The organism is Nitrosospira sp. Nsp1, from assembly GCF_900100985.1.
In the GTDB taxonomy this organism is placed as follows: domain Bacteria; phylum Pseudomonadota; class Gammaproteobacteria; order Burkholderiales; family Nitrosomonadaceae; genus Nitrosospira.
The window spans coordinates 37,582-63,509 of sequence record NZ_FMUF01000013.1 but is presented as its reverse complement, the minus strand read 5'-3'; the positions used below and the strand labels follow the sequence as shown (position 1 = coordinate 63,509).

At 55.0% G+C, this 25,928-nt stretch carries 20 protein-coding genes; 17 read left to right on the top strand and 3 right to left on the bottom strand.

Annotated features, from left to right (window positions below; genetic code table 11):
• Positions 1–28: 28 nt before the first annotated feature.
• Entirely contained in the window at positions 29–1,378 is a 1,350-nt protein-coding gene (locus tag BLP78_RS09690) for a right-handed parallel beta-helix repeat-containing protein (protein ID WP_256330196.1), read from the bottom strand.
• A 4-nt stretch (positions 1,379–1,382) separates the two neighbouring features.
• Here BLP78_RS09690 and BLP78_RS09685 point away from each other — a divergent pair, with 4 nt between their 5' ends.
• On the top strand, positions 1,383–1,946 hold the full coding sequence (locus BLP78_RS09685; protein WP_256330195.1) for a Fur family transcriptional regulator: 564 nt from the start codon (positions 1,383–1,385) through the stop codon (positions 1,944–1,946).
• Between the two features lie 103 nt (positions 1,947–2,049).
• Here BLP78_RS09685 and BLP78_RS15295 read toward each other — a convergent pair whose 3' ends face one another.
• Complete coding sequence (locus BLP78_RS15295) at positions 2,050–2,361, bottom strand: hypothetical protein (protein ID WP_143002933.1); 312 nt, start codon at positions 2,359–2,361, stop codon at positions 2,050–2,052.
• 200 nt (positions 2,362–2,561) lie between these two features.
• On the opposite strand from BLP78_RS15295, the gene BLP78_RS09675 reads away from it, so the two are divergent.
• The 3 genes from BLP78_RS09675 (at position 2,562) to lolD (ending at position 6,778) form a co-directional block, all read left to right on the top strand.
• Positions 2,562–4,622: a TonB-dependent receptor gene (locus tag BLP78_RS09675; RefSeq protein ID WP_256330194.1), complete on the top strand. Its 2,061-nt coding sequence runs from the start codon at positions 2,562–2,564 to the stop codon at positions 4,620–4,622.
• A 238-nt stretch (positions 4,623–4,860) separates the two neighbouring features.
• Positions 4,861–6,108, top strand: coding sequence for a lipoprotein-releasing ABC transporter permease subunit (locus BLP78_RS09670; RefSeq protein ID WP_090458761.1), 1,248 nt, complete (start codon positions 4,861–4,863; stop codon positions 6,106–6,108).
• Positions 6,101–6,778: a lipoprotein-releasing ABC transporter ATP-binding protein LolD gene (lolD, locus tag BLP78_RS09665; RefSeq protein ID WP_090458759.1), complete on the top strand. Its 678-nt coding sequence runs from the start codon at positions 6,101–6,103 to the stop codon at positions 6,776–6,778. The genes BLP78_RS09670 and lolD overlap by 8 nt, the downstream gene beginning before the upstream one ends.
• Positions 6,779–6,850: 72 nt before the next feature.
• On the opposite strand, the gene BLP78_RS09660 is transcribed toward lolD, so the two are convergent.
• A complete protein-coding gene (locus BLP78_RS09660) occupies positions 6,851–7,345 on the bottom strand; it encodes a DUF2062 domain-containing protein (protein WP_256330193.1) in 495 nt (164 codons plus the stop codon).
• 335 nt (positions 7,346–7,680) lie between these two features.
• Here BLP78_RS09660 and BLP78_RS09655 point away from each other — a divergent pair, with 335 nt between their 5' ends.
• The 13 genes from BLP78_RS09655 to murC all read left to right on the top strand — a co-directional run bounded on the left by BLP78_RS09655 (position 7,681) and on the right by murC (position 25,895).
• A complete protein-coding gene (locus tag BLP78_RS09655; RefSeq protein ID WP_090458755.1) occupies positions 7,681–10,071 on the top strand; it encodes a DNA internalization-related competence protein ComEC/Rec2 in 2,391 nt (796 codons plus the stop codon).
• Between the two features lie 102 nt (positions 10,072–10,173).
• Complete coding sequence (locus BLP78_RS09650) at positions 10,174–12,420, top strand: RelA/SpoT family protein (protein ID WP_090458753.1); 2,247 nt, start codon at positions 10,174–10,176, stop codon at positions 12,418–12,420.
• Between the two features lie 607 nt (positions 12,421–13,027).
• Entirely contained in the window at positions 13,028–13,471 is a 444-nt protein-coding gene (gene mraZ / locus BLP78_RS09640; protein WP_025040826.1) for a division/cell wall cluster transcriptional repressor MraZ, read from the top strand.
• A 19-nt stretch (positions 13,472–13,490) separates the two neighbouring features.
• Positions 13,491–14,426: a 16S rRNA (cytosine(1402)-N(4))-methyltransferase RsmH gene (gene rsmH, locus BLP78_RS09635; protein WP_090458750.1), complete on the top strand. Its 936-nt coding sequence runs from the start codon at positions 13,491–13,493 to the stop codon at positions 14,424–14,426.
• A 42-nt stretch (positions 14,427–14,468) separates the two neighbouring features.
• The gene (ftsL, locus tag BLP78_RS09630) at positions 14,469–14,774 is read left to right on the top strand and encodes a cell division protein FtsL (RefSeq protein WP_090458748.1); all 306 of its coding nucleotides are present in this window, start codon (positions 14,469–14,471) and stop codon (positions 14,772–14,774) included.
• Complete coding sequence (locus BLP78_RS09625; RefSeq protein WP_090458746.1) at positions 14,771–16,495, top strand: peptidoglycan D,D-transpeptidase FtsI family protein; 1,725 nt, start codon at positions 14,771–14,773, stop codon at positions 16,493–16,495. The genes ftsL and BLP78_RS09625 overlap by 4 nt, the downstream gene beginning before the upstream one ends.
• Positions 16,492–18,063, top strand: coding sequence for a UDP-N-acetylmuramoyl-L-alanyl-D-glutamate--2,6-diaminopimelate ligase (locus BLP78_RS09620; RefSeq protein WP_090458744.1), 1,572 nt, complete (start codon positions 16,492–16,494; stop codon positions 18,061–18,063). The genes BLP78_RS09625 and BLP78_RS09620 overlap by 4 nt, the downstream gene beginning before the upstream one ends.
• Positions 18,060–19,436, top strand: a complete 1,377-nt coding sequence (gene murF / locus BLP78_RS09615) for a UDP-N-acetylmuramoyl-tripeptide--D-alanyl-D-alanine ligase (RefSeq protein WP_176752834.1) — start codon at positions 18,060–18,062, stop codon at positions 19,434–19,436. Before BLP78_RS09620 ends, murF begins: the two co-directional genes overlap by 4 nt.
• A 106-nt stretch (positions 19,437–19,542) precedes the next feature.
• Positions 19,543–20,628, top strand: a complete 1,086-nt coding sequence (gene mraY / locus BLP78_RS09610; RefSeq protein ID WP_025040820.1) for a phospho-N-acetylmuramoyl-pentapeptide-transferase — start codon at positions 19,543–19,545, stop codon at positions 20,626–20,628.
• A gap of 11 nt (positions 20,629–20,639) precedes the next feature.
• Entirely contained in the window at positions 20,640–22,070 is a 1,431-nt protein-coding gene (gene murD / locus BLP78_RS09605; RefSeq protein ID WP_090458807.1) for a UDP-N-acetylmuramoyl-L-alanine--D-glutamate ligase, read from the top strand.
• Positions 22,070–23,233 carry a putative lipid II flippase FtsW gene (gene ftsW, locus BLP78_RS09600; RefSeq protein WP_090458743.1) on the top strand — a complete coding sequence of 388 codons (1,164 nt, stop codon included), beginning with the start codon at positions 22,070–22,072 and terminating at the stop codon, positions 23,231–23,233. The genes murD and ftsW overlap by 1 nt, the downstream gene beginning before the upstream one ends.
• Before the next feature lie 51 nt (positions 23,234–23,284).
• Positions 23,285–24,403 carry an undecaprenyldiphospho-muramoylpentapeptide beta-N-acetylglucosaminyltransferase gene (murG, locus tag BLP78_RS09595; RefSeq protein ID WP_090458805.1) on the top strand — a complete coding sequence of 373 codons (1,119 nt, stop codon included), beginning with the start codon at positions 23,285–23,287 and terminating at the stop codon, positions 24,401–24,403.
• 37 nt (positions 24,404–24,440) lie between these two features.
• Positions 24,441–25,895, top strand: a complete 1,455-nt coding sequence (gene murC, locus BLP78_RS09590; protein WP_090458741.1) for a UDP-N-acetylmuramate--L-alanine ligase — start codon at positions 24,441–24,443, stop codon at positions 25,893–25,895.
• Positions 25,896–25,928 lie beyond the last annotated feature (33 nt).

Below are 25,928 nucleotides of genomic sequence, written 5' to 3'. Positions count from 1 at the left end.
TAAACTGAGCGCAACGGATGACACTCCATTATTGCGCGACGGGCGCTGGCTTGATTTCCAGCATTGGAGCCCAGCGAGGCCTGACTTTGTCGAGTGCATAGGCGCCTATCCCGCCTTTACCATGTAAATCGCCATCGAAATCCAGATCGGCATCCGGATATATATCGAAATGCACATTGCCTTCCACATGCTCCCGCACATTGCCGCCTGCCGGTGCCAGGTTCATTTCACCTAAAGGCGCAAACGGCCGAGAAAGAAAATCCGAAGCCTCGTTGAGCTCGCCGACCAGGTTCCCTTCCAGGAAAGCATCACGCATACGTGACCTGGCGAACACCATATTGGCAGTGACGAGTTGTGGATAGGCCGGATCGTGTTCGCGCTGTGAAAGTGTTATGCCGGACCCGTTGGCTATCACTGTATTGTAGAACACACTTATTATGCGTGCGGTATCGTTATGCGGTTGAATCCGTATCGCATTGCCGAAATGATTTACGAACAGATTATTGTACAACGCGATATTGCCTTCCCCCTGGAACAGCGATTCATGCGGATTCTGATAGAAAAAATTACCATAGACGAGATAACGATCATCTGCACCCGATCCTGTAAGCGGCCAGTGCCCGACCAGTACGTTGGGTCTCGCCATCTTCTGGGAGGACCCTCCATTCGCCTTGCTGAAAACATTGTGACGAATAATCGTTGCATTGCGTCCATCCGGCATCTCCGGCAATAGCGGGCGAGATTGCTGATGTTTGATCTGCAAGTTATAACCGAGCGTATCGACTACCAGATTGTGCTCGATCAACCCGGCAATGAACGGCGCGTGCCCATCCGAATTTCCAAGATAGAGGCCGGTCCCGGCGCCCTCGATCACATTGTTGCGAATTATCCAGCCCCAGGCCGGGCATTTGGTGGAAATGCCTACCGTTTGCTGATTATTGCCGTGGCCGATCACGCGTAACCCATCGAGGGTAATGTGGTGCGCCCAGTTCGCATGCCCTTCGCATTTCACGCCGTCGACCGGCAGATGGCGGCCATCGAGATCCAGATTACGAATAGCGACGTAGCTCGAATTGATGATGCTGATCGTGTTATGTCCAGGACGCGCCACAAAAACCGCGCGCGGACCTCTTTCCGGCCCCGAAATCATAATCGGCGCTTGTGCGGCGCCGCGTAGATAGTGTATCGGCAGGCCGTTTTTATACTCTCCTGGTAGTAACCGCAGGTAAGCACCTGGTTCCAGCATCTTCAGTCTGGCGAGATAATTATCCGGATTGGCCGTATAGCTTGCCCCTGCGGAAGCAGATGTCGACCCGACGATAACGCCAGTTAGCGCCAGGAGAAAGTGGAAAAAAAGAATATGGCTTGATTTGATCATTTACATGGATATCAGCGAGATCGATGAACCGCAGGCGTCGATTTGCCGAACGACGCATTCCTTTTTTGAAAGTATCACCCCAACCGCGGTTGCGCCTGCACAATTATTCAGTTATATTAAATGCAACTATGTTGCAATACTAGCATTTATGTTTAGTCTACAAAAGCAGGCAGAAGAGATGATCCGCCGTCGCGGAGAGCGCGTGACGCCCGGCAGGGTTCGGGTTTTCGCCATTTTGCTTGCGGAACAGCGAGCGGTTACGCATCAAGAAATCGAAAAATCCTTACCCGACAAGCCCAGGCTGAACCGGGTGACGCTCTATCGCATACTTGAATGGCTGGACGAAAAATGTTTCGTGCATAAGGTGGTGGGCGACGACCGAATATGGCATTTTCGAGCAAATAGTCAAGTAGCGCATCATCAGCATGCGCATTTTGAATGCATGCGCTGCACCAGGGTAGTTTGTCTTGATGATATAAAGGCCGAGTATGATTCTCCGCTGCCGGCCGGTTATCAATCTCGGGAAATTGAATTAAGGGTCAAAGGATTATGTGCAGAGTGCGCATAACCGGATTTCCTGCTATGCATGGAGCGTCACGCTGAATGTCCGGCGCGGTGAGTATTGGCATAAATGCTGTCAGATGATTTTGCGTAAGATATTATTTTTGATTTTAGTGGTGGCGTTGTCGCTCGTGCCGGTCCTTCAGGCGGCGCATGCCCTCACTCACGTTGGCGACGCCGATCTCATCGGCAACGTTTATGCTGATGGTGGTCAGGAAGAGAGCGGGCTCCATCCCGACAGCGGCCTCGACGGAGACAAGATCTGTCTTGACTGCCTGGCGCTGACAGGATTCAGTATTGCTGTTGCCGTTCTGCCCGTTTTCTTTTTTGATCAGATGAGGCGCCAGCCTCCGCCGTATCCGATATCGGCGCCTGTCCTCCCCCGTTTCTCTTCCCCTTATTTCACCCGCGGGCCCCCGCAAGCGTAATTTCCCTTTCGTTTTTCGTTAATAGTTGATCTTGAACGGCACTCGTCATTTTGACGTTGCCGATCCATTCACGTCGTGCCCATTTCGTGCTCATCGAGGCTGATGGCTATCGAATAGGGCGCGGCGTAACTGGGGTGATTAAAACCCCAGGTTCCCCTTTTCAGAAAGTCAGCATGAACGGTTCGAGTTGTGGTTTGGACGCATTTCTACAAAGTGCGCAGAAATTATCGAGATTAATCGTCACTATGACGGTGCTTGCCATATTCAGCATGCCCTATGCTCAGGCTCAGCAGGGAAGCCAGGACAAGGAGAGCAACCAGGACAAGGTATTGCAACCGGTCGTTGTGACTGCGACGCCATTTGATAATCGGAGCGAGCTTGATGTGGCTCAGCCTGTTTCAGTATTGCAGGGTGACGATTTGCGCCGCAAGCGGGAAGCGAGCCTGGGCGATACACTTTCGCGCGAGTTGGGTGTGGCATCCTCTTCCTTCGGTCCGGGCGCAGGCCGTCCGATCATTCGCGGCCTTGACGGCCCTCGTATCCGAGTATTGGAGAACGGCATCGGTACGCTCGATCTCTCTACCATCAGCCCGGACCATGCGGTAACGGTTGAGTCGTTCAATGCCTCCCAAATCGAGATACTGCGAGGTCCGGCGACACTGCTCTACGGCAGCGGCGCATCCGGCGGTGTGGTCAATGTCGTAAGCGGCCGAATCCCCAGTCAACTGTTCAAATCTCCCAAGGGGGATGTCGAGATACGCGGCAATACTGCAACAGCGGAACGTAGTGGCGCTTTAAACGCATCCGGCAGCGTTGGGAAGGTGTCCTGGAGCGTAGGAGGGTTCAGGCGCAAAACCGATGATTATCACATTCCTGGACGAGCGAATGAAAGCGACCCCCACAGTAAAAAGGGAATCGTTGAAAACAGCGCAGTCAATTCGGCCAGTGGTTATGCGGGTGGTTCTTACATTGGAGAGAAAGGATTTTTGGGTATATCGGTCTCGCATCTGGAGAGCAAATATGGCATACCCAGCCCTGAAGGCTCAAAGATCGATCTCAAACAGACCCGTTATGATATGTCAGGTGAGCTGAATGAGCCGCTCCGCGGCTTTGATCGGCTTAAGGTGCGCGTAGGCTATAACGATTACAAGCATAATGAAATAGAGAGTACCGGCGAAATTGCGACCCGATTTAAAAACCAGGGATTGGAAAGCCGCGCCGAGCTTCTGCATGCACCGATAGCGAAGTGGCAGGGAGCATTCGGTTTCCAATTTCAGGATCGTAATTTTTCTGCCTTGGGCGAGGAAGCCATAGTGCCGGTTACAAAATCCAATTCCGCCGGTCTATTCCTGGTCGAAGAGCGGAACTGGGATCGTTGGCGGCTGGAACTCGGCGGCCGGATCGAGCGTGCGACGCAGGATCCGCAGAACAATATCAATCCGTCACGCGCATTCAGCCTTTATAACGTCTCCGCGGGCACCTTGTGGAAATTCATGGATGGCTATGGGCTGGGCCTGACTGGCACGCGAGGGCAACGTGCACCGTCTACCGAGGAACTGTACATGCACGGGGCTCACCGCGGCACGGCCACATTCCAGACCGGTGACAGCACCTTATCCAGCGAGACAACCAACAATATCGATCTTGCGCTACGCAAGACCACCGGCATGGTGAAATGGAAGGTCAATGTGTTTCATAACTGGATCGAGAATTACATTTTCGTACGCAGTGCCGACACCAATGGGGATGGCGTGGCGGATCGCGTCGACGATACCGGAACACTGGATCCCGCTGGCGATTTTCTGGTACAGAATTTCGCGCAGACCGGAGCGAGATTTTATGGCGCGGAAGCAGAAGCCATCTTCACATTGAAGCCCGACACCATCGACTTGCGGTTGTTTGCCGATTATGTGCGCGGAAAACTGAATAATGGAGGCAACGTTCCCCGTATCACTCCACCACGGTTTGGACTGGAATTCAACCACAGGACCGGGCCCTTGACAATGAACGTCAGCGCCACTCGCGTGATGCGTCAAAGCCGCCGCGCGGCGCTTGAAACCAACACTCCAGGATACACCCTGGTGAATGTCGAGGTGACTTACCGTATCAAGGAAACGAAATCGAACGGTATCAAAATCTTCGTTCAGGGCAAGAATTTGCTTAATGAAGAGATGCGCGTGCATACCTCTTTCCTGAAGGATTTCGCGCCGTTGCCGGGAAGGTCGCTCGTAGTGGGCCTGAGAGGCGAATTCTAGCAGCCTGTCTGACTTGAAGAATCAGAGCTTTTGCAGCCGATTTCTTTTAGATCCGACAGGCTGCTCGCCATTGCATCGCAAAAATGGCTGTATCCGATCCGAAATATGACTAAAGCCCTGGAGCGCTATTTCCGGTTAAAAAATTTGCCGGTACCATCACCGCGATATGCGTTTATCTATTAAGACATGACGGAATGTGGCAAACTATCAGGTTACCCCATACTCGGTATGTTGATCCGTGCCTTCGTACGAACTTTTTATTGGTTTGCGCTACACCCGCGCCAAACGCCGTAATCACTTCATCTCTTTCATTTCCCTGATTTCCCTGATGGGTATCACGCTCGGCATGACAGCCCTTATTACGGTCATGTCGGTCATGAACGGTTTTCAGAAAGAGGTCCGGACGCGCATCCTCGGTGTGGCGTCCCATATTCAGGTGAGCGGCATCAACGGCTCATTGACCGACTGGCGCAAGGTCGCCGATGAGGCACTCAAGCATCCCGAAGTAGAGGCTGCCGCACCTTATGTCAGTGCGCAAGGCATGGTTTCGTTTGATCAGATTGTCAGTGGCGTGGTGGTTAGAGGTGTCTTGCCGGACATGGAGGACCGCGTAGCCGATCTGGGGCGAATGATGATAGACGGCAAGCTCGAAGATCTCGTGCCGGGAAGATTTGGCATTGTCATCGGCCGGGAATTATCGCGCACCCTGGGCGTATTCACGGGTGACAAGATTGTCCTCATTTCGCCGCAAGGACAGGTCACCCCGGCAGGTATATTGCCGCGCCTCAAGCAATTCACAATTGTCGGTATCTTCGAAGCAGGACATTTCGAGTATGACTCGGGCCTAGTACTGATCCATTTGGCGGATGCACAAAAGCTGTATCGCATGGAGGAGGATCAGGTATCGGGTGTACGGTTGAAGCTGGATGATCTGTTCCAGGCGCCGCAAGTAGCGCGAGAGCTTGCACCACTGATTTCCGCGGATGTTTACATCACCGATTGGAGCCGTCAGCATGCTAATTATTTCCGCGCAATCCAGATTGAGAAGCGCATGCTGTCGCTCATTCTCGCCCTCATCATCGCGGTTGCCGCATTTAATATCGTTTCCACCCTGGTCATGGCCGTAACCGACAAACAGTCCGATATCGCGATACTGCGCACGCTGGGCGCCAGCCCGCGAAGCATAATGAAGGTTTTCATCGTTCAGGGTACGTTGATCGGTATCCTCGGTACCACATTGGGCGTGATCGGCGGCGTGCTGCTGGCATACAACGTAGAGGCGGTGATAGCGACTATCGAGCGCCTGTTCAGCGTGCAATTCCTTTCGCGGGAGGTGTATTACATCAGCGAGATTCCGTCGGACCTGCACTTCGCCGACGTGATAACCGTGGCTGCGGTATCGTTTGTGTTGACATTGCTGGCGACGCTTTATCCGAGCTATCGAGCTTCCAGGGTCAACCCCGCAGAAGCGCTGCGGTATGAATAAAACGATTATTGCCTGCCGCAATCTGCGCAAAAGTTATTATCAAGGCAAACTTGAAGTGCCGGTACTTTTGGGAATAGATCTGAATGTGAAAGCAGGAGAAACGGTTGCGATCGTCGGCACGTCGGGTTCCGGAAAAAGTACACTATTGCATCTGTTAGGGGGGTTGGACGCACCCACGGGAGGCGACATACGCATCATGGGGCAGGAAATTGCCGCCATCGATGAAGAAGAAAGATGCCGCTTACGTAATAGGTCACTCGGTTTCATATATCAGTTTCATCATTTGCTGCCCGAATTCAGTGCGCTGGAGAATGTCGCCATGCCATTGCTCATTCGACGCATGAAGAATACTGAAGCATATGAGAATGCGGCGAAAGTTCTGGCACAGGTGGGCTTGGGGCACCGCGTTTCCCATACGCCGGGAGAACTCTCGGGTGGTGAGCGCCAGCGTGCGGCGGTGGCGCGTGCGCTGGTCACCCGGCCTGCCTGTGTTCTTGCGGATGAGCCTACCGGCAATCTCGACCGGCGCACCGCGGCAGGGGTTTTCGACCTGATGATGGACCTTAATCACGACGTGGGCGCAAGCCTTGTCATTGTCACCCACGATCCGGAATTGGCCAGGAAGGCTGGCAGGATACTGCACCTGGAGGATGGTATATTGGCCGAGTAACACGGCAATGTACCGCTTCAATATATATCGCTATCTTGATCTGCCTGAACACGCTGGTGGATTCATCAGCATTCATTCCACGTGGTCGCTGCGCTTTATACCCGCACGTCGTTTTGCCCGCTTGCGCCATTCATGAATAGTGTATAGCCGCCATCCTCCGCGCACGAGGAAATAGCCCGCGAGAGAGAGCAACAGCGCCAGCAGGAACATACCCAGAAGTAGAGGCTTTCCGAGCGAGACCACCCAGTCCATCAATGCCGGTATCCACTCGCCAATACCCTTATCCATCAGGTGCAGTTCTGTTTGGGGCATGTTGCCGGTACCATTCCCCGTGACGAACGCGCCAATGGCGTACGCGGCCATATAGATGGGCAGGATAGTGAAGGGGTTGGAATAGAGCGTGGTAACCACCGCTACCGGCAGATTCACCTCGAAAATGATGGCAAACAAAGCGGCAAAAAAGAATTGTATCGGATTGCTGCCGGGAATCAGGCCGGTGAACAATCCAACCGCGACGCCACCCGCAACTGAACGCCGGTGCAGATGCCATAGATTGTGATGATGCAACCGTTCTCCGAATAGTCCGACAAATCGGTTCTGCCGAATGGTCTCGTGAGAAGGCAGATATTTTTTGATGAATTTTCGAACCATGGAATGAGTGTACGGAAATACCGGCGGGCCATGCAAACATAATAACTTGTCGACAGGAGACAATCCTGACCAGAAACCCATCCAACTTAAAGAAAACAGCTGCCGCTGCCGCGGCTCTTCGCGACGCCTAGCACTCAACAAACCGACGCTTATCGTATAACCTGAAGCCGCGATCCGATCTAGCCCGGCATTACCTTGTCAGTAGTTCAGCCTTCCTTCTTATTGTACGATTCTAATCGCGGAAATTACTGATGCGAGCATATATTCTGGCATTTGCCCTTGGAGTATGGCTGCTGCAACAGCAGGCGGAACTGCCGAATATTCGATGGGCATGGGCGCTCCTGCCTGGCGCGGTGTGCGCGCTCCTGCTCTCGCGCTGCCGGGCCAACATTTTTACCGTAACGGGCAAAGTATTATTGGCTGGTGTCTTGTTGGGTATGGGGTTTTTCTGGGCCACTGCTTTCGCCCAGTGGCGCTTGGCCGATGCGCTCCCGCACGAATGGGAAGGACGCGATATCCAGTTGATCGGGGTGGTTGCGGAATTGCCGCAAGTCAATGAGAACAGTGTCCGTTTTGCTTTCGAAGTGGAGCGCGTGCTGACCGAAGAGGCCATCGTTCCTTCGCGCGTCTCGCTCGCCTGGTATGAGGAGCGGGGAAAGCAGGTGACGATTTCCGAGACCGCGCCACCGCAGGTCAATGCCGGCGAGCGCTGGCGCATCACGGTCCGGCTCAGGCGTCCGCATGGCAGTGTCAACCCCCACGGCTTCGACTTTGAGCAGTGGGCTCTGGAGCGGGATCTTCGCGCCACAGGCTACGTGCGCAAAGATGACGAGAATATGCGCTTGGATGAAATGGTCGATCGTCCGGCTTACCGGGTTGAGCGCCTGCGCCAGGATATCCGACAGCGTTTCATCCAGGTATTGCCCGACCATGCCTATACCGGTGTCCTGGTGGCGCTGGCGGTCGGCGATCAGCGCGCCATTCCACGCGAACAGTGGCAAGTATTTACCCGCACCGGGGTAAATCATCTCATGAGCATATCCGGGCTGCACGTTACCATGGTATCCGGACTCATTTTTGCGCTGGTGTACTGGCTGTGGCGCAGGAGCCACCATTTGACGCTGTGGTTGCCGGCGCGCAAGGCGGCAGTCGTCGCGGGGTTGGCGGCAGCGCTGGGTTACGCGCTGCTTGCAGGCTTCGCCGTACCGGCGCAGCGTACCGTGTATATGCTCGGGGTAGTCGCCATCGCTTTGTGGCTGGGTCGCTTCACCTCCGCCACGGCGGTACTGGCCTGGGCATTGCTGGCAGTGATACTTCTTGATCCGTTGGCGGTACTTTCAGCGGGCTTCTGGTTATCGTTTGGTGCAATAGCAGTCATCATGCTGATATCGGCCGGGCGCATCGGCAGAATCCACTGGTTATCCGGTTGGGCCCGGGTGCAATGGGCGATAACGCTCGGCCTGATACCCCTCCTTCTGGCCATGTTCCAACAGATATCGCTGGTTTCGCCTATTGCCAATGCCATAGCGATCCCCCTGGTGAGCCTGGTGGTGGTTCCCTTGACACTGCTGGCTACCTTCCCGCCGCTCGACTTCATGCTGTTGCCCGCGCACTGGGTGCTAAGCGGTTGCATGGAGGCAATGCGGTGGATGAGCGATGTACCCCAGGCGGTCTGGAGCCAGCATGCGCCGCCCGCCTGGGCAGTGGCAGCCGGCGTGGCCGGAATTCTATGGATGCTGCTGCCGGGAAGGCTGGGGCTTACCACAGGTTTTCCCGCTCGCTGGCTGGGGATGATAGCGCTGCTGCCGCTATTTCTGGTTCTTCCCCCCAAACCAGCATCGGGGGAATTATGGTTGACGGTGCTGGATGTCGGCCAGGGACTCGCGGTAGTGGCGCGCACGGAAAATCACGCGCTACTCTACGATACGGGTCCGGGGTTCAGCGCCGAGGCGGATAGCGGAAGCCGCACTATCGTCCCTTTCCTGAGGGGCGAAGGTATAAAGCAGCTTGACGGCATGATCGTGACACATGCCGACATGGACCACAGCGGCGGCGCATTGTCGGTGCTGGAAGCGGTGCCGGTGGAATGGCTGGTCTCGTCTTTGAGAGACGACCACCCGATACAGCGAGCCGCTTCCTCGGGATACCGATGTCGTGCCGGGCAATCGTGGCAGTGGGATGGGGTTCGCTTCGATATGCTCCATCCGCTGGAGCAGAATTACAGTGAGCCCAAGCCCAAAACCAACGCATTGAGCTGTGTGCTGAAGATCACCACCGCCCACGGCAGCGTATTGCTGCCCGCCGACATCGAGAAAAAATCCGAGTATCAGTTACTCGCCCGGGACGGCGACGCGCTCTCCTCGACGGTGCTCATCGCACCCCATCACGGCAGTAAAACCTCTTCAACGGAGGGGTTTATACGCCAGGTGAATCCCAGGCTGGTAATATTCACCGTAGGTTATCGCAACCGCTTCGGGCACCCCAGAGATGAAGTGATGGAACGCTACCGGTCTCTTGGAAGCAGACTGCTGCGCAGTGACGCCGATGGCGCGATACTGTTGCGCTTTGCGGATAATGATTTCGCCGTGGAAACTTCGCGCATGCTGCGACGCCGCTATTGGCAGGATATCCCGCAATATTGACTTAAGGCATTATTACATTGGCAGGATAATATCTCTGGATTCCACCTTCGTGGGACGATATTCCTTTAAACCCGTTCCCCGGACAACTGCAAAAACTGAAAAATGCGCGATGAGCTAATAGATAAGGGTTCAAGGATTTCTCCGGCTTCTCTTTCCACAACACCTGCTTCCAGCAGCGGAGGTTGGGATGGGTTTTGCTGGCCGGAAGCCGCCGCGACCATGTTTTCCCCCGATGAAATCGAAATGCTGGGGCGCGCGCTGCATTTTTGCCATTCACTTTATACAGATAAATACCTGCCTACCGGCGAGCTGGTTACTCAGCACATACAGGGCGCAGCATGGATCCTGGCGTCGTTACGGGTCGATAGCGATACGTTGGCCGCTGGAATACTTCATGCGGTACCGGATTATCTGGATGGATACGAGGAAAAATTGCATGCTGCGTTCAATCCCACCATAGCTCACCTTGTGGAAGGGGTGGCACGGATGGGCCGCATCCGAACGCTGGGGCCCGAAGGTGCCTCGACCGCGGGAGACCGCAATGCGCAAGTCGAGGCATTGCGCAAGATGCTGCTGGCGATGGTGGAGGACATTCGTGTCGTTATCATTGCCCTTGCGGATCGCGTGCAGACGATGCGGTATATCGCTGCGAATAACGTTCCGACAAGCACGGAGATTGCGCACGAGACGATGGATATATTCGCACCGCTGGCGAATCGCCTGGGGTTGTGGCAGGTGAAGTGGGAGTTGGAAGACTTTTCATTTCGGATCGTAGAGCCGGAACGCTATAAAAAAATCGCCACATTGCTCGAGGATACGCGTCGCGTTCGGGAACAGTATATCGCCCTGATGGTGGATAACCTGCAGAACGAATTGCAACAGGCGGGAATCAAGGCTGAGGTTACGGGCCGCCCGAAGCATATCTACAGCATCCACAAAAAAATGAAACGCAAGGGTGTGGACTTCAAGGAAATCCATGATGCTCGTGCAGTAAGGATTCTTGTGGACGATGTGAAGGACTGCTATGCCGCGCTGGGCGTGGTGCATAATCTCTGGATACCGATCCCGAAGGAATTCGACGATTATATTGCCAGACCAAAAGGCAACGATTACCGGTCTCTGCATACCGCCGTCATTGGTCCGGAAGATAAGGTGGTTGAGGTGCAGATCCGTACACACGAAATGCATCGCCATTCCGAGATGGGTGTAGCCGCGCATTGGCGCTACAAGGAAGGGGCGAAGCGTGACGCCAGGTATGAAGAGAAAATTGCCTGGTTGCGGCAGATACTGGAATGGAAGAATGATGTCGAGGACGCGGGAGAACTGGCGGCGCATTTTAAAGTCGCGCTGTTTGAGGACTCGGTCTATGTATTGACGCCGCAGGGCAGGGTCATTGCCTTGCCCAAGGGTGCCACGCCAGTGGATTTCGCCTACCACGTGCACACCGATCTCGGTCACCGCTGCCGTGGCGCAAAAATCGATGGTGTCATGGTGCCGCTTGATTATCCACTGCAAAATGCGCAGAAAGTGGAAATCATTTCAGGCAAGCAGGGTGGGCCGAGCCGTGATTGGCTCAATCCTGTCCTGGGCTATCTGAAAAGCCATCGGGCGAGATCGAAGGTCAGGCAGTGGTTTGGCTATCTGGAGCGCGAAGCCTCGTTGGCGCAGGGCCGGGTGCTCGTGGAAAAGGAATTGCAGCGCTACGGTATGACAGCGCTATCGCTGGATAAGCTGGCGGGTGAGTTCAAGTTTCCCAAACTTGACGGGTTTCTGGCCGCCGTTGCCCGGGGCGATATCAGTAGCCGTCAATTGGGTGCGTATCTAAGCGGTGTGACCGGAACAGTCGCTCCGGACCTGGAGTTGACCGAGGGTAGCAAGACCGTTGCACCATCCAGCGGCGGTATCCTTGTTGCGGGTGTCGACAAGCTGCTCACTGTGTTGGCAAAATGTTGCAAGCCTGCTCCGCCTGATCCCATCATTGGATTTGTCACCCGCGGACGCGGCATTACGATACACCGTCAGCAGTGCGCCAGTTTATCCCGTCTAAGTGAAGAAAGTGCCAAACGCGTCATTGCGGCGGACTGGGATGTATCGGACGATACAACGAAAGCGAAAGGCGAGCGCTATGAGGTCGATATCGAGGTCGAGGCGCAGGACAGGCAAGGATTGCTACGTGATATCTCCAATATCCTTCTGCGCGAGAGAATCGACGTTACCGCCACCCGAACCCAAAGCCGGGATCTCGCAGCGATGCAATTCACCGTGAAAATCAGCGGCCTGGCGCAGCTTAACCGTGTTCTCGGGTTGATACAGCATGTTCGAGGGGTGATATCCGCCTGGCGGAAATAGAGCGTAACGCTAGCAGCCTGTCGGACTTAAAGGAAATCGGGCTGCAAAAGCGTCTCCGAAAGCGCCTGGACGGTCCATGTTTCACCGCTTTTTTGGCCAATAGAATAACTATTGGCCTCCAAAATCCTCAAGATCCGCCCTCGCCCAGCCACTTTTTCGCTGCGATTCTTCAAGCCCGACAGGCTGCTGGAGCCCGGCCGCAGCATCGAATTACTCACTTTCATGTCGTCCAGTTGAATGCTTCGTGATCAAGTTGGCTAATGAGTCGGTAAGCAATTCAATTCAGTTCGATTCCACGTGCTTATATGACTGCATATCTTGCGGCTTCTCCGGCAGGACAATTCCTCGAAGCAGTTATGTAAGCCATTGACGCTTGCAATGGCAATTGCTGCGTATTACATATATCGGATTAATCCTATAATTACCTGATTTTATTTGTTTAATTTCCTCGCAGGCTTCCTGAGCACCGCACGATCCAGACCTTTGGCACCCTTGCAAAAAACCCTATTCTTTTCCTTGACTTTGCCTATCGTTTTAATTACAGTGGGCAAAAGTGGGTAAAAGTGGAGAAAATTTCCGCATTTCTTTCGGCAAATAAAGGGGCAAAATGTTTCGCGGTGGGACACCTATCAGCCTGGATAACAAAGGTAGACTTGCGGTGCCCGCGAAATATCGCGAAGGTCTGATATCTCTTTGCGCCGGTCGTTTGGTTATCACCGCTGATCCTTCCAGTTGTTTGCTGGTTTATCCCCAGCCCGTGTGGGAACCGATAGAGCAAAAACTCAACAGTCTTTCCAGCTTCAATCCACAAACGCGTAGTCTGCAACGTCTTCTCGTTGGCAACGCAAGTGACGTGGAGATGGATGGCGCGGGTCGCATTTTGGTGCCGCCTCCCTTGCGTCAGTTTGCTGGTTTAAGTAAAGACGTGGTTTTGGTGGGGCAAGGCGCTAAATTCGAGTTGTGGGACGACGAAAAATGGAGGCTCCAGATCGAAAGTGCGCTCGTTTTCAAAGACGGCATTCCGCCGGAGCTCGATGGTTTTTCGCTCTAATGCTGTGGTTGAGAAATATATGCATACCGCAGTTTTGCTGCATGAGGCGGTGGATGCGCTGGCCATCAAGCCGGACGGAATATACGTGGATGGAACCTTCGGTCGTGGTGGGCACAGCCGGCTGATACTGGAGCAGTTAGGAAAAAATGGAAGGCTGATAGCGTTCGATCAGGATCCTTCCGCATTTGAAGCTGGGCAGGCTCTCGAAGACGAGCGGTTCCATATGATTCAGGGCAGCTTTTCGACGATGCAGGAGATCTTGCGGCAATTGGATGTGGATCGGGTGGATGGGATATTGCTGGATTTGGGGATATCTTCGCCGCAGCTTGAAGAAGCCCGGCGCGGCTTCAGTTTTCGCCTGGATGGTCCGCTCGATATGCGCATGGACACAAGCCAGGGGCCGACGGCTGCGGAGTGGCTCGCTTCCGCTCCCGAAACCCATTTGGAAGAGGTGATCAGGAACTATGGCGAAGAGCGGTTTGCTAAACAGGTTGCAAGAGCGATTGTTGCGGCTAGAGGTCGGCAGCCCATCGTCACTACACATCAGCTTGCCTCGATCGTGGCATCGACCGTGCGCTCGCGCGGGCGGGAAGATAAGCAGAATCCGGCGACGCGCACTTTTCAGGCTATACGGATTTACCTCAATCAGGAGCTTGAGAAGCTGTCGCTTGCCTTGCCGAAATGCGTGGAGATGCTGAACGCCGGCGGCCGGCTCGTCGTGATCAGTTTTCACTCGCTGGAAGACCGGACAGTGAAACGTTTTATGCGTGAATTGGCAGATTCGGACAGGCTGCCGAAGGAATTGCCGCTACGTGAAAAGGAAGTGCAACTTTTGAGTCGCCAAAAATTGCGTTTGATAGGCAAGGCGATACGTCCGGATACGAAGGAAGTCGCCGGCAATCCCAGGGCCAGGAGCGCAATAATGCGCGTGGCGGAGCGAATAAATACGACATAGGGGAACAGCCACAACGGCGTTCCCGGTTAATGAGAGACTGATGTGGCCAGACTGAATATTCTGTTGACCTTAATTCTCATCGCCTGCGCGTTGAGTGTTGTGACTTCACAGCACAAAGCGCGCAAGCTTTTTGTAGAGCTCGAAAAAGAGCAGGAATCGGCACGACAACTGGCGGTGGAATGGGACCAGCTTCAGCTTGAGCAGAGTACCTGGGCAATGCATACGCGTGTTGAAAAAATCGCTACCGGGCAGTTGCGCATGCGTATGCCCGATGCATCTCGCATCCAGATTGTTCCGTTTGGGATTCCATTCGGTCGAGCCGATCCCGTGGAAGCACCGGAACCATGAAGTTTGATCATGCAATATATCTCGTGTTGCCTGCAGGGCGTTCGCGCCTGTTGCTGGCATTGCTGCTGCTGGGGTTGGCGGCCTTGGCGGGGCGTGCTGCTTATCTGCAGGGAATGAACAACGGATTCCTGCAACAAAAAGGCGAGTCACGCTATAGCCGCGTACTCGAAATGAGCGCACACCGCGGCATGATTACAGATCGGCATGGCAAACCGCTCGCGATCAGTACGCCGGTAGAATCGGTATGGTCGAGCCCCCAGGATATGCACGCCACACCCGAGCAACTGAGAAAACTGGCCAACCTGATCGATGTGGATATCAAGGAAATTCGCCGTCGCATCGATGGGCCGCAGCGCGATTTCGTATACTTGAAACGGCACTTGTCACCCGAGGTCGCCGCCAGGATAGTCGAACTTGACATGCCCGGCATATTTCTAAAACGTGAGTTCCGGCGATATTACCCAGCGGGCGAGTTGACCGCTCATGTGCTCGGGTTCACTGACGTGGATGACAAGGGGCAGGAGGGATTGGAACTGGCATGGCAGGAAGAGCTTGCGGGCAAACCTGGAAGCCGCCGCGTGATCAAGGATCGCAAAGGACGTATCGTCGAGGATGTGAAGAGTATCCGGGCGCCCAGGTCAGGACAGGATATTGCCCTGTCGATAGACAGCAAAATCCAATATTTCGCTTATCGTGAATTGAAACAGGCGATGGAAACGCATAAAGCCAAGGCAGGGGGAGTCGTAGTATTGGATGCGCAGACGGGCGAGGTGCTGGCGCTGGTCAACCTGCCGGCGTATAACCCCAACAACCGGACCAGCCTGAACGGCTGGCGTGCCCGTAACAGGGCCTTTACCGACGTCTTCGAGCCAGGCTCGACGCTGAAGCCATTCACCATCGCGGCAGCGCTGGAGGCAGGCGGAATCAAGCCCGACACTATTTTTGAAACAGCGCCCGGTACGTTCTCCATAGGCAAGGCGACAATACGCGATTCGCATAAGGAAGACGCGTTGACGGTCACGCAGGTGATCCAGAAGTCCAGTAATGTCGGTTCCGCAAAGATTGCCCTGTCGCTGCCGCCACAAACGTTGTGGGGAATGTTGAACGATGCGGGGTTTGGTACGTCAACGGGCTCGGGGTTCCCCGGAGAAGCCGGCGGTAAGCTACGTCCCTACCGTACATGGCGCCCCATCGAGCAGGCGACGATGTCATACGGGCACGGCATCGCGGTGAGCCTGCTGCAGCTGGCACGCGCTTATACGTTGTTCTCCGCGGAGGGAGAATTGAAGCCGATTTCGCTATTGAAGCTTGAATCACCCTCGCCGGGCAAACGCGTCATATCGCGCGACACTGCTTTGGCCGTGAGCCGCATGCTGGAAATGGTGGCGCAGCCGGGGGGCACCGCGCCGCAAGCGCAGGTCAGCGGTTATCGGGTGGCGGGGAAAACGGGTACCGCGCATAAACTGGAAGGTAATGGTTATGCAAAAAACCGTTACCTGTCGACATTCGTGGGTTATGCCCCGGCTTCCAATCCCCGGTTCGTTATCGCGGTAATGCTGGATGAGCCGTCCGCCGGGAAATATTTCGGCGGCGTGGTAGCGGCACCCGTGTTCAGCCGGCTCATGGATGGCACGCTGCGCATGTTGAATGTACCGCATGATGCACCCGCAGATAAGGTAATGTCTCTCACTGCAGCACCAGGATTGAATGGTGATGTATGAGTTCAAGCCCTGACGCTGGAGGCAACAGGTTTTCAGAAAGATCGCCGGTGCATTTTGATTTTCGTATTTTCGAGGATTTGAACGTCAAAATCAGCAGTCTTGCCACAGATAGCCGCGTGGTAAAACAGGGAGACACATTTCTGGCCTATGCCGGAGAAAGGAGCGACGGCCGGAACTTCATTCGCCAGGCCATCGCAGCGGGAGCCAACGCGGTATTGTGGGAACCTGAAGGTTTTGTATGGGATCCAGTATGGAAAACGCCGAATTTGCCGATCTCCGGGCTGCGAGCCAAGACAGGCATTATTGCCGCTCACGTATATGGCCATCCATCGCAAAAATTATGGCTCATCGGTATTACAGGAACGAATGGCAAGACTTCCTGCAGCCATTGGATCGCCCAGGCCCTGGCTGCGCTGGGCAAGAAAACCGCGGTTATCGGCACGCTGGGTATCGGTTTTCCTGAAGAACTGGAGTTCACCGCCAACACCACGCCGGATGCGGTGTTCTTGCAGCAGAAAATGGCGGATCTATTACGGCGTGGCGCTTGTTGCGTGGCAATGGAGGTATCGTCGCACGGGATTGTGCAAGAGCGCATCAACGGCTCGACATTCTCGGTGGCCTTGTTTACGAATCTGTCGCGCGACCATCTCGATTACCACGGCAGCATGGAAGCGTATGCTGCCGCCAAGGCGCGGTTATTCCGCTGGCCCGGGCTCAGGTATGCCGTCCTTAATCTTGATGACGCGTTTGGCGTAGGCTTGTCAGATCACCTTCTGGAAACGGACACGCAAATAATAGGGTATGGGTTCACGGAAGCAGCGACCCGGATTCGCGACACGACGAAATTCAGGATATTGCGTGGACACAATCTCAAGTCAACCTCTCAAGGCCTGGAGTTTGATATTGAATTTGAAGCCGAATATCTGGAGCTTAAAACTGAAGTGGCAGGACGCTTCAATGCGTCAAATTTATTGGGAGTACTCGCTACCCTGCTGGCCAGCGGCATCAGGCTGGTCGATGCAGTGCTAGCCTTGCGGGGAATTCGCCCTGTCGCAGGCAGAATGCAGCAAATAGGGGGCGGCGATCAGCCCCTTGTCGTTGTGGATTATGCCCATACGCCCGACGCCATGGAAAAAGTATTGACTACGTTGCGTGAAATTCTTCATTCCAGTCCCGCATCCAGTACTGGATCGGAAGCCCGAAACCCGAAATTGATCTGCGTGTTTGGCTGCGGGGGCGAGCGCGACCGCGGCAAACGGCCTCTACTGGGCGAAGTGGCGACACGGTTGGCTGACGAAGTCATCGTCACAAATGACAATCCACGGCGGGAAGACCCCAATGTCATTATCAGCGAGATCGTGGCGGGTGCGGGCGTCAATCATCACATCGAAAAGGATAGGGCGAAGGCTATTTTCGGGGCGATTCATGATGCGCGGAAGGGAGACGTTATATTAATCGCGGGGAAGGGACACGAAGCCTACCAGGAAATAGATGGACAAAACCTTCCATTCAGCGATGTCGAGGTCGCCAGGCGGGTACTGATGGAAAGGGCGCAGGTACAGGCATGATGACCGTGCATGACGCAGCCAGCGCCCTGAACGGCAAACAGTCAGGTGGAGATGCCTGCTTTAGCGGAGTCAGCACCGATAGCCGTACCGTAGGGTGCGGGGATCTGTTCGTTGCGCTGGTAGGGCCGAATTTTAATGGCCATGATTTTATTGCCGCGGTGAAGGACAAAGGTGCCGCGGCGGCAATGATCGATCGGGAGTTCGAGGCCAAAGCGCAGGAGCCTGGAATTCCTCTGATACGGGTGGAGAATACCCGCTTGGCATTGGGGCGACTCGCAGCATACTGGCGCGGGCATTTCAGGATACCGGTGGTTGCGGTGACCGGCAGCAATGGCAAGACTACGGTCAAGGAAATGATCGCATCGATTTTACGGCGGGTGGCCGGGCCGGGTGGGCAGATGAGCGACCCGGATACGGTACTGGCGACGGAGGGCAATCTCAACAATGATATCGGTGTGCCCCTGATGCTCTTGCGGATGCGCGAGCGGCATGGTTATGCGGTGATCGAGATGGGAATGAATCATTCCGGCGAGATTTCATATTTGACCAGTCTGGTAAAGCCTACCATCGCGCTGATCACCAATGCGGGGATGGCGCATGTCGAGGGGCTGGGTTCGGTGGAAGCAGTGGCACGGGCAAAGGGCGAGATTTTCGAGGGACTCGATCAGGACGGAATAGCTGTCATCAACGCCAATGATTCGAACGCTCCGCTCTGGCGCAAGCTGGCAGGCAATAGAAGAGTCGTTGATTTCGGCCTTACGGGCAAGCCAAAAGTGAGCGCGCGCTATCAATCCGATTTTTTCGGCAGCAGCATGACGCTAGTCCTGCCTGGCGGGGTTAAAGAGGTGCAATTACAGGTTCCAGGCGAGCATAACGTGCGAAACGCGCTTGCGGCGGCAGCGGTTGCGGTAGCCATGGGTATCGGCATGGAAGCAATAGTGTCAGGATTAAATGCATTTCACGGCGTGAAGGGACGTATGCAGAAAAAGTACGGCCGGCACGGGGCAACATTGATAGACGATAGTTATAATGCCAACCCCGATTCGGTACGGGCCGCTTTGGCGGTTCTGGCAAAAGCGGCCGGGACAAGGATTCTGGTATTGGGTGACATGGGTGAACTCGGCGGCAGCGCGAGGGATTTCCATGAAAGCATTGGTACAGAGGCAAGAATAGCCGGGATTGATGGATTACTGGCCCTGGGCGAGTTGAGCGTCCATGCCGCAAATAAATTTGGTCCCGGCGGTCGGCATTTTACCAAAATCGAGGAATTACTGGCCGAGGTAGAGAGTCTACTGAAGCCTGGCGTCACGCTGCTGATAAAGGGGTCGCGCTTCATGCAAATGGAGCGCGTGGTCAAGAGTATCGAGTTATGACTCATGACGTATGAGCGATAACTCGTGGTTATGTTGAAATCATGAGCAAGCTGGTCCAATTGGTCTTTCCACGAGTCCCGAACGATATCCTGTTGTGGCGGGTGCGATGCTGCTAGAACTCGCTCAATGGCTTGCGAAGGACATCCGTGCGTTCAACGTGTTTCAGTACATCACATTGCGCACGGTTCTCGCCGCGCTCACCTCGCTTGCGATTTCGTTCATCGTAGGCCCTGCCATGATACGTAAGCTGACCGCTTACAAAATCGGGCAGTCGGTACGCAGCGATGGGCCCCAGACCCATCTTGTCAAAGCGGGCACACCCACGATGGGCGGCGCCCTGATACTCGTATCGATTGCCTTTTCAACGTTACTGTGGGCGGATCTGAGCAATCGCTACGTATGGGTGGTGCTCATCACCACGCTGGGCTTCGGCATCATTGGCTGGATAGATGATTATCGCAAGGTGGTATATCGCAATCCAAAAGGCCTCTCCGCCAGAGCCAAGCTCTTCTGGCAATCGGCAATAGCGATTCTGGTGGCGCTGTATCTTGCGTTAACGGCCGAACTGCCTGCGCAGACGACCATGATCGTCCCATTCTTCAAGCAAGTGGCGATACCACTGGGTGTCACCGGGTTTGTCGCGCTTGCCTATTTCGTCATAGTGGGTACCAGCAATGCGGTGAACCTGACCGATGGTCTTGACGGCCTCGCCATCATGCCGACCGTCATGATCAGCAGCGCCCTGGCCATTTTTGCCTATGTGGCGGGACACGCCGTATTTGCAAAATATCTGGGTATTCCTCATATCCCCCATGCGGGCGAGCTGGCTGTCTTCTGTGGTGCGCTGGCGGGCGCCGGGCTCGCCTTTCTCTGGTTCAACGCCTACCCGGCGGAAGTATTCATGGGGGATGTCGGCGCGCTTGCGCTTGGCGCCGCTCTCGGGATCGTGACCGTGATAGTACGCCAGGAGATCGTGCTGGTCATCATGGGCGGCGTATTCGTGGTGGAAACCTTGTCAGTGATGCTGCAGGTGGCGTCGTTCAAGTTGGTCGGGAAACGTATTTTTCGTATGGCGCCGCTGCATCACCACTACGAATTGAAGGGCTGGAAAGAAAATCAGGTAGTGGTTCGGTTCTGGATTATCACCATGATGCTGGTATTGTTCGGCTTGTCCACCCTGAAATTGAGATGACCCATAAGCTTATGAATTTGCGAAATAAAACGGTGCTGGTGCTTGGGATGGGCGAGACCGGGCTCTCCATGGCCAAGTGGCTGTCGCGCATGGGAGCAAACGTCCGCGTGGCTGACAGCCGTACAGCTCCCCCTTGTATGGAAGATTTAAAACAGGCTCTGCCTCATGCCCTTATGTTCACCGGGGCATTTACCGCTGAGGCGTTTGCCGGTATCGATCTGATTGCTATCAGCCCCGGCGTATCTCAGACGGAGAAGCTTGTGCGGCAGGCAATGAAGGATGGCGTGCCGGTGGTGGGGGACATGGAACTTTTTGCCTTGGCAATCAGGTCGCTCAGTGCTTCAAGGCCAACAATAGTGGCTATTACCGGTTCCAATGGCAAGACAACCGTAACGGCCATGGTAGGGGCAATGGTAAAAAAAGCCGGGTGGGATGTCGAAGTGGCGGGAAACATCGGTCCTGCGGTGCTTGATGCACTGATGCGGCGGGTAGATTCAGAAGGATTGCCGCAAGCCTGGATATTGGAGGTTTCCAGTTTTCAGTTGGAAACCATGCAAAACCTCGGTCCGGATGTGGCTACCGTGCTGAATTTAAGTGAAGACCATCTTGATCGCTACGATGGAATGCGGGAATATGCTGCGGCGAAGGCGAGAATATTCCTGGATACTGCAGTTGGCCAAGGCGATGATGCAGGGACGCAAATATTGAATCGGGATGATTCCATGGTGCGTGAAATGGCGCTGGGGGGCCGCAAGAAGATAACCTTCGGCCTGGATTTACCCGTTAGCGACAGCGATTTCGGCCTGCTGCATGAAGACGGCAATTCGTGGTTGGTGCAGGGGGCCACGCGCTTGATGAAGACCAGTGATCTTGGCGTTCATGGCCTGCACAATGCGGCGAATGCGCTGGCTGCGCTAGCGCTATGCAATGCCGTTGCATTGCCGTTTGAGCCATTACTGCAGGCCTTGCGTGAATTTCGAAGCTTGCCGCATCGAATGGAGAACGTTGGATCCTATGGCGGTATCACTTTCTACGATGACTCGAAGGGTACCAATGTCGGAGCGACGGCGGCAGCGCTGGACGGCATGACGCAAAGCGTCGTTTTGATAGCCGGCGGCGTTGGCAAAGAACAGGATTTTGCACCTTTGGCAAGGCCGATAGCGGAACACGCGCGGGCTGTGGTGCTGATCGGACGGGATGCAGGCAAAATTGCGAGCGCCATAAATCATTGCGGCGTGCCGTTGCATCATGCATCGACAATGGAAGAGGCGGTACAAAAAAGTTTTCTGCTGGCGCAGGAAGGCGATGCGGTATTGATGTCGCCCGCATGTGCCAGCTTCGATATGTTCAAGAATTACGCACATCGCGCCGAGGCATTCATCGCGGCGGTGAGACGGGTGCAGGCCAGGACTCCAGTCATGAATAATCACGTCACCCACTGATGATCTATCGGAGCCATATCGGGAACCAGGAAGCACTACCCCACTTTGATCAGTCCTTGATCTGGTCGGGCATATTACTGCTGAGCCTGGGGCTGGTAATGGTGTATTCCGCCTCGATCTCGATCGCCGAGGCAGGACGGGGCACCGATGGCTACCCCGCCTATTTCCTTGTTCGGCATGGCGTTTATCTGGTGGTGGGTTTGCTGGCGGGTTTAATCGCATTTCAGGTGCCGATGCAGATGTGGCAGAAATATTCCTTCCATCTGTTTCTGTTCGGAGCAGTGTTGCTGCTGCTGGTGCTGGTTCCCGGCATAGGCCGCGAAGTCAATGGCAGCCGGCGGTGGATATCGCTGATGGTCGTGAATTTTCAACCGTCGGAGTTCATGAAATTGTTCATGGTGTTTTATGTCGCCAACTATACCGTTCGCAAGGCAGTTTACCTCGGAAGTTTTCGTAAAGGTTTTCTGCCCATGCTGATCGTGACGCTCGTTGTAGGTGCTCTGCTGCTGCTCGAGCCCGATTTCGGCGCATTCGTCGTGATTACCTCCATCATGATGGCGATATTATTCCTGGGGGGGGTAAACCTGAAGCTGTTCACCGGGTTGATTGGCTTTCTGATGGTTGCGCTGTTGGCGCTCGTCTGGATCGAGCCTTATCGCATGCAGCGTTTCTTTGGATTCATGGACCCATGGGACGATCCCTACGGAAAAGGATATCAGTTGAGCCACGCCCTGATTGCGTTCGGGCGGGGTGAATGGCTGGGTGTCGGTCTGGGCGGCAGCGTCGAGAAGCTTTTTTATCTGCCTGAAGCGCATACCGATTTTTTGCTTGCGGTGATCGCGGAGGAACTTGGTTTTATCGGCGTCATGACGGTAGTGGTGCTGTTTGCGTGGCTGATAACACGCGCCTTCATTATCGGCCGCCAGGCAGCGATGCGGGAGCGGCACTTCCCGGCCCTGGTGGCGCAAGGTATCGGCGTATGGCTGGGCGTGCAGGCATTCATCAACATGGGGGTGAACATGGGTGTGCTGCCGACCAAGGGATTAACGCTGCCGCTGATGAGCTTTGGCGGCACCAGTATTGTCGTCAGTTGCATTACGCTGGCGGTCCTGCTGCGGGTGGACTGGGAAAATCGGCAGTTGATGAAGGGTTATACAGTATGAAAGCGGATGAAAACCTGGATCGTAAACCTGAAGAATTGCCGCATGAGGCCGATGTGGGCTTATGGGCGATTTCCGATAGCGGGAACTGACTTGATCCCTACCATTCTCATTATGGCTGGTGGAACGGGGGGGCATGTGTTTCCGGGGTTGGCGGTCGCGGAGCATATGAAGACCGCGGGATGGCATGTGGTGTGGCTGGGAACCGAAGGTGGAATGGAAACCACGCTGGCGCCGCGGCAAGGGTACCGCCTGGAGACTATCCGTTTTTCGGGTCTTCGCGGGAAGAACGTCCGAACCTGGCTGATGTTACCGCTACGCCTGTTGATCGCATTCTGGCAGAGCGCCAAAGTGATACTCCGGGTGCGCCCGGACGTAGTGCTGGGTATGGGCGGCTATCCGGCCTTTCCCGGCGGCATGATGGCCTCGTTGCTGGACAAGCCACTGCTGATACACGAACAGAATTCCATTCCCGGCCTTGCCAACAGAATATTGGCGAAACTTGCTGACAGAGTGCTGCTGGGTTTTCCGGATGCGATCAAAAAAAGCAAAAAAGTAGCGTTTTTCGGTAATCCTGTTCGTCAAGAAATTGGCCGGCTGGAAGCGCCGGAAAAAAGATATGCCAGGCGCGACGGGCCAATGAAGTTATTGGTCATTGGAGGCAGCCTGGGTGCGCAAGCGCTGAATAGTGTCGTGCCGCAGGCGTTGAAGCGGATTCCTGAAAAGCTGCGCCCGCTGGTAACGCACCAGGCAGGCGCAAGGCATCTGGACGCGCTGAGAAAAAACTATGCCGAGGCGGAAGTGGAAGGCGAGTTGGTCACATTCATTGACGACATGGCGGTCCGCTACGCCGATTGCGACCTGGTGATCTGCCGTGCCGGGGCGCTTACTATCGCTGAATTGAGCGCGGCGGGTGTTGCAAGCATCCTGGTGCCATTTCCTTATGCCGTGGACGACCATCAGACATGCAATGCGAAATTTCTGAGTGACAGGAATGCGGCGGTATTGCTGCCGCAACATGAGTTGACGCCGCAAGGCCTGGCCGAATTATTGATGGGGTTCAGCCGTGGGGAACTTATGGAAATGGCTGTGAAAGCCCGTGAACTGGCGAACCCGGATGCAACCAGATTAGTGGCGGAAGCATGCATGGGGATGATAAAAGCACAAAAATGAAAGTATCGGAAATGAATAAAACCACCGTTCTTCCGTCATGAGGCACAAGGTCAAGCATGTCCATTTTGTAGGCATCGGCGGCTCGGGTATGAGCGGAATCGCTGAGGTGTTGCTTAATCTGGGATATCAGGTCAGCGGCTCGGATTTGTCCGTCAGCGCAACCACGCGGCGCCTGAGAAAACTGGGTGCCGTCGTGCACGTCGGTCATTCGAGAAGCCATATAGCGTCCGCCGATGCGGTGGTGACGTCGACGGCCATAACGGCGGATAACCCGGAAGTTCTCGCCGCGCGAGAAAGTAAGGTACCGGTGGTTCCTCGTGCCATCATGCTGGCGGAACTGCTGAGATTACGCCAGGGGATTGCGATTGCTGGCACCCATGGCAAGACCACTACCACCAGCCTGATTGCCAGCATTTTCGCCGAAGCGGGCATGGATCCGACATTCGTTATTGGCGGCAGGCTGGAAGCGGCAGGGTCCCACGCGAAGCTGGGCCGTGGTGAATTCATCGTTGTCGAAGCCGACGAATCCGATGCCTCATTTCTTTATTTGCAACCTGTGCTGGCGGTGGTGACAAATATAGATGTCGATCACATGGAGACATACAGTCACGATTTCAGCAAGCTCAAGCAGGCGTTCGTGGAATTTATCGAACACCTGCCTTTTTACGGTATGGCGGTATTGTGCGTGGACGATGCAAGCGTGCGTGAAATCATGGCTACCATTACCAAGCCGATTACAACTTACGGTTTATCGGATGACGCACAAGTTCGCGCTGTCGATATTCGCCATAGTGAAGGGCGGATGCATTTTACCGCGCTGGTAGGAACGAACGGCAAGACGCGCAAGCTCAAATGCATGCTTAACCTCCCGGGATTGCATAACGTGCAGAATGCGCTCGCAGCGATCGCGGTATGCAATGAAGTGGGTTTGCCCGACGCCGCCATCATCGGGGCGTTGGCCGGCTTCAGGGGCGTAGACCGGCGTTTTCAACGTTATGGCGAAATCAAACTGGCCGGCAACGGAAACGCGGGGGCGGGAAGCTTTACGCTCGTCGACGACTATGGTCATCATCCGGTGGAGATGGCGGCCACCATCGCGGCTGCGCGCGGCGCGTTTCCCGGTCGCAGGTTGGTGCTGGCGTTTCAGCCGCACCGCTATACGCGCACGCGCGATTTGTTCGAGGATTTCGTCAAAGTGTTATCAACCGTCGATGTGCTGCTGTTGACGGAAGTTTATCCCGCGGGCGAAGCCGCCCTCATAGCGGCGGATAGCAAGTCGCTCGCGCGCGCGTTGAGGGTTCTAGGCAAGGTGGAGCCGATTTTTATCGAGACCGTGGACGAGCTGCCTTCCGCCATACATAGCGTGGTGCAGGACAATGACGTAATACTCGTGATGGGCGCGGGATCGGTGGGCAGGGTGGCGCCTGACCTTGCAAAGGATCAATGGACGGCTGGGCTGGAGGTCGACCTGGCGGTGGAAGGGGAAGGATAAAAATCAGGCCGCTTTTCGTCGCACATGAATATG

Bases quoted from the DNA above. Each gene is read 5' to 3' on its own strand.
- BLP78_RS09690 (WP_256330196.1), bottom strand. From the start codon at position 1,378: ATGATCAAATCAAGCCATATTCTTTTTTTCCACTTTCTCCTGGCGCTA.
- BLP78_RS09685 (WP_256330195.1), top strand. From the start codon at position 1,383: ATGGATATCAGCGAGATCGATGAACCGCAGGCGTCGATTTGCCGAACG.
- lolD (WP_090458759.1), top strand. From the start codon at position 6,101: ATGAATAAAACGATTATTGCCTGCCGCAATCTGCGCAAAAGTTATTAT.
- BLP78_RS09655 (WP_090458755.1), top strand. From the start codon at position 7,681: ATGCGAGCATATATTCTGGCATTTGCCCTTGGAGTATGGCTGCTGCAA.
- BLP78_RS09650 (WP_090458753.1), top strand. From the start codon at position 10,174: ATGCGCGATGAGCTAATAGATAAGGGTTCAAGGATTTCTCCGGCTTCT.
- mraZ (WP_025040826.1), top strand. From the start codon at position 13,028: ATGTTTCGCGGTGGGACACCTATCAGCCTGGATAACAAAGGTAGACTT.
- rsmH (WP_090458750.1), top strand. From the start codon at position 13,491: ATGCATACCGCAGTTTTGCTGCATGAGGCGGTGGATGCGCTGGCCATC.
- BLP78_RS09625 (WP_090458746.1), top strand. From the start codon at position 14,771: ATGAAGTTTGATCATGCAATATATCTCGTGTTGCCTGCAGGGCGTTCG.
- BLP78_RS09620 (WP_090458744.1), top strand. From the start codon at position 16,492: ATGAGTTCAAGCCCTGACGCTGGAGGCAACAGGTTTTCAGAAAGATCG.
- murF (WP_176752834.1), top strand. From the start codon at position 18,060: ATGATGACCGTGCATGACGCAGCCAGCGCCCTGAACGGCAAACAGTCA.
- mraY (WP_025040820.1), top strand. From the start codon at position 19,543: ATGCTGCTAGAACTCGCTCAATGGCTTGCGAAGGACATCCGTGCGTTC.
- murD (WP_090458807.1), top strand. From the start codon at position 20,640: ATGAATTTGCGAAATAAAACGGTGCTGGTGCTTGGGATGGGCGAGACC.
- ftsW (WP_090458743.1), top strand. From the start codon at position 22,070: ATGATCTATCGGAGCCATATCGGGAACCAGGAAGCACTACCCCACTTT.
- murG (WP_090458805.1), top strand. From the start codon at position 23,285: ATGTGGGCTTATGGGCGATTTCCGATAGCGGGAACTGACTTGATCCCT.
- murC (WP_090458741.1), top strand. From the start codon at position 24,441: ATGAGGCACAAGGTCAAGCATGTCCATTTTGTAGGCATCGGCGGCTCG.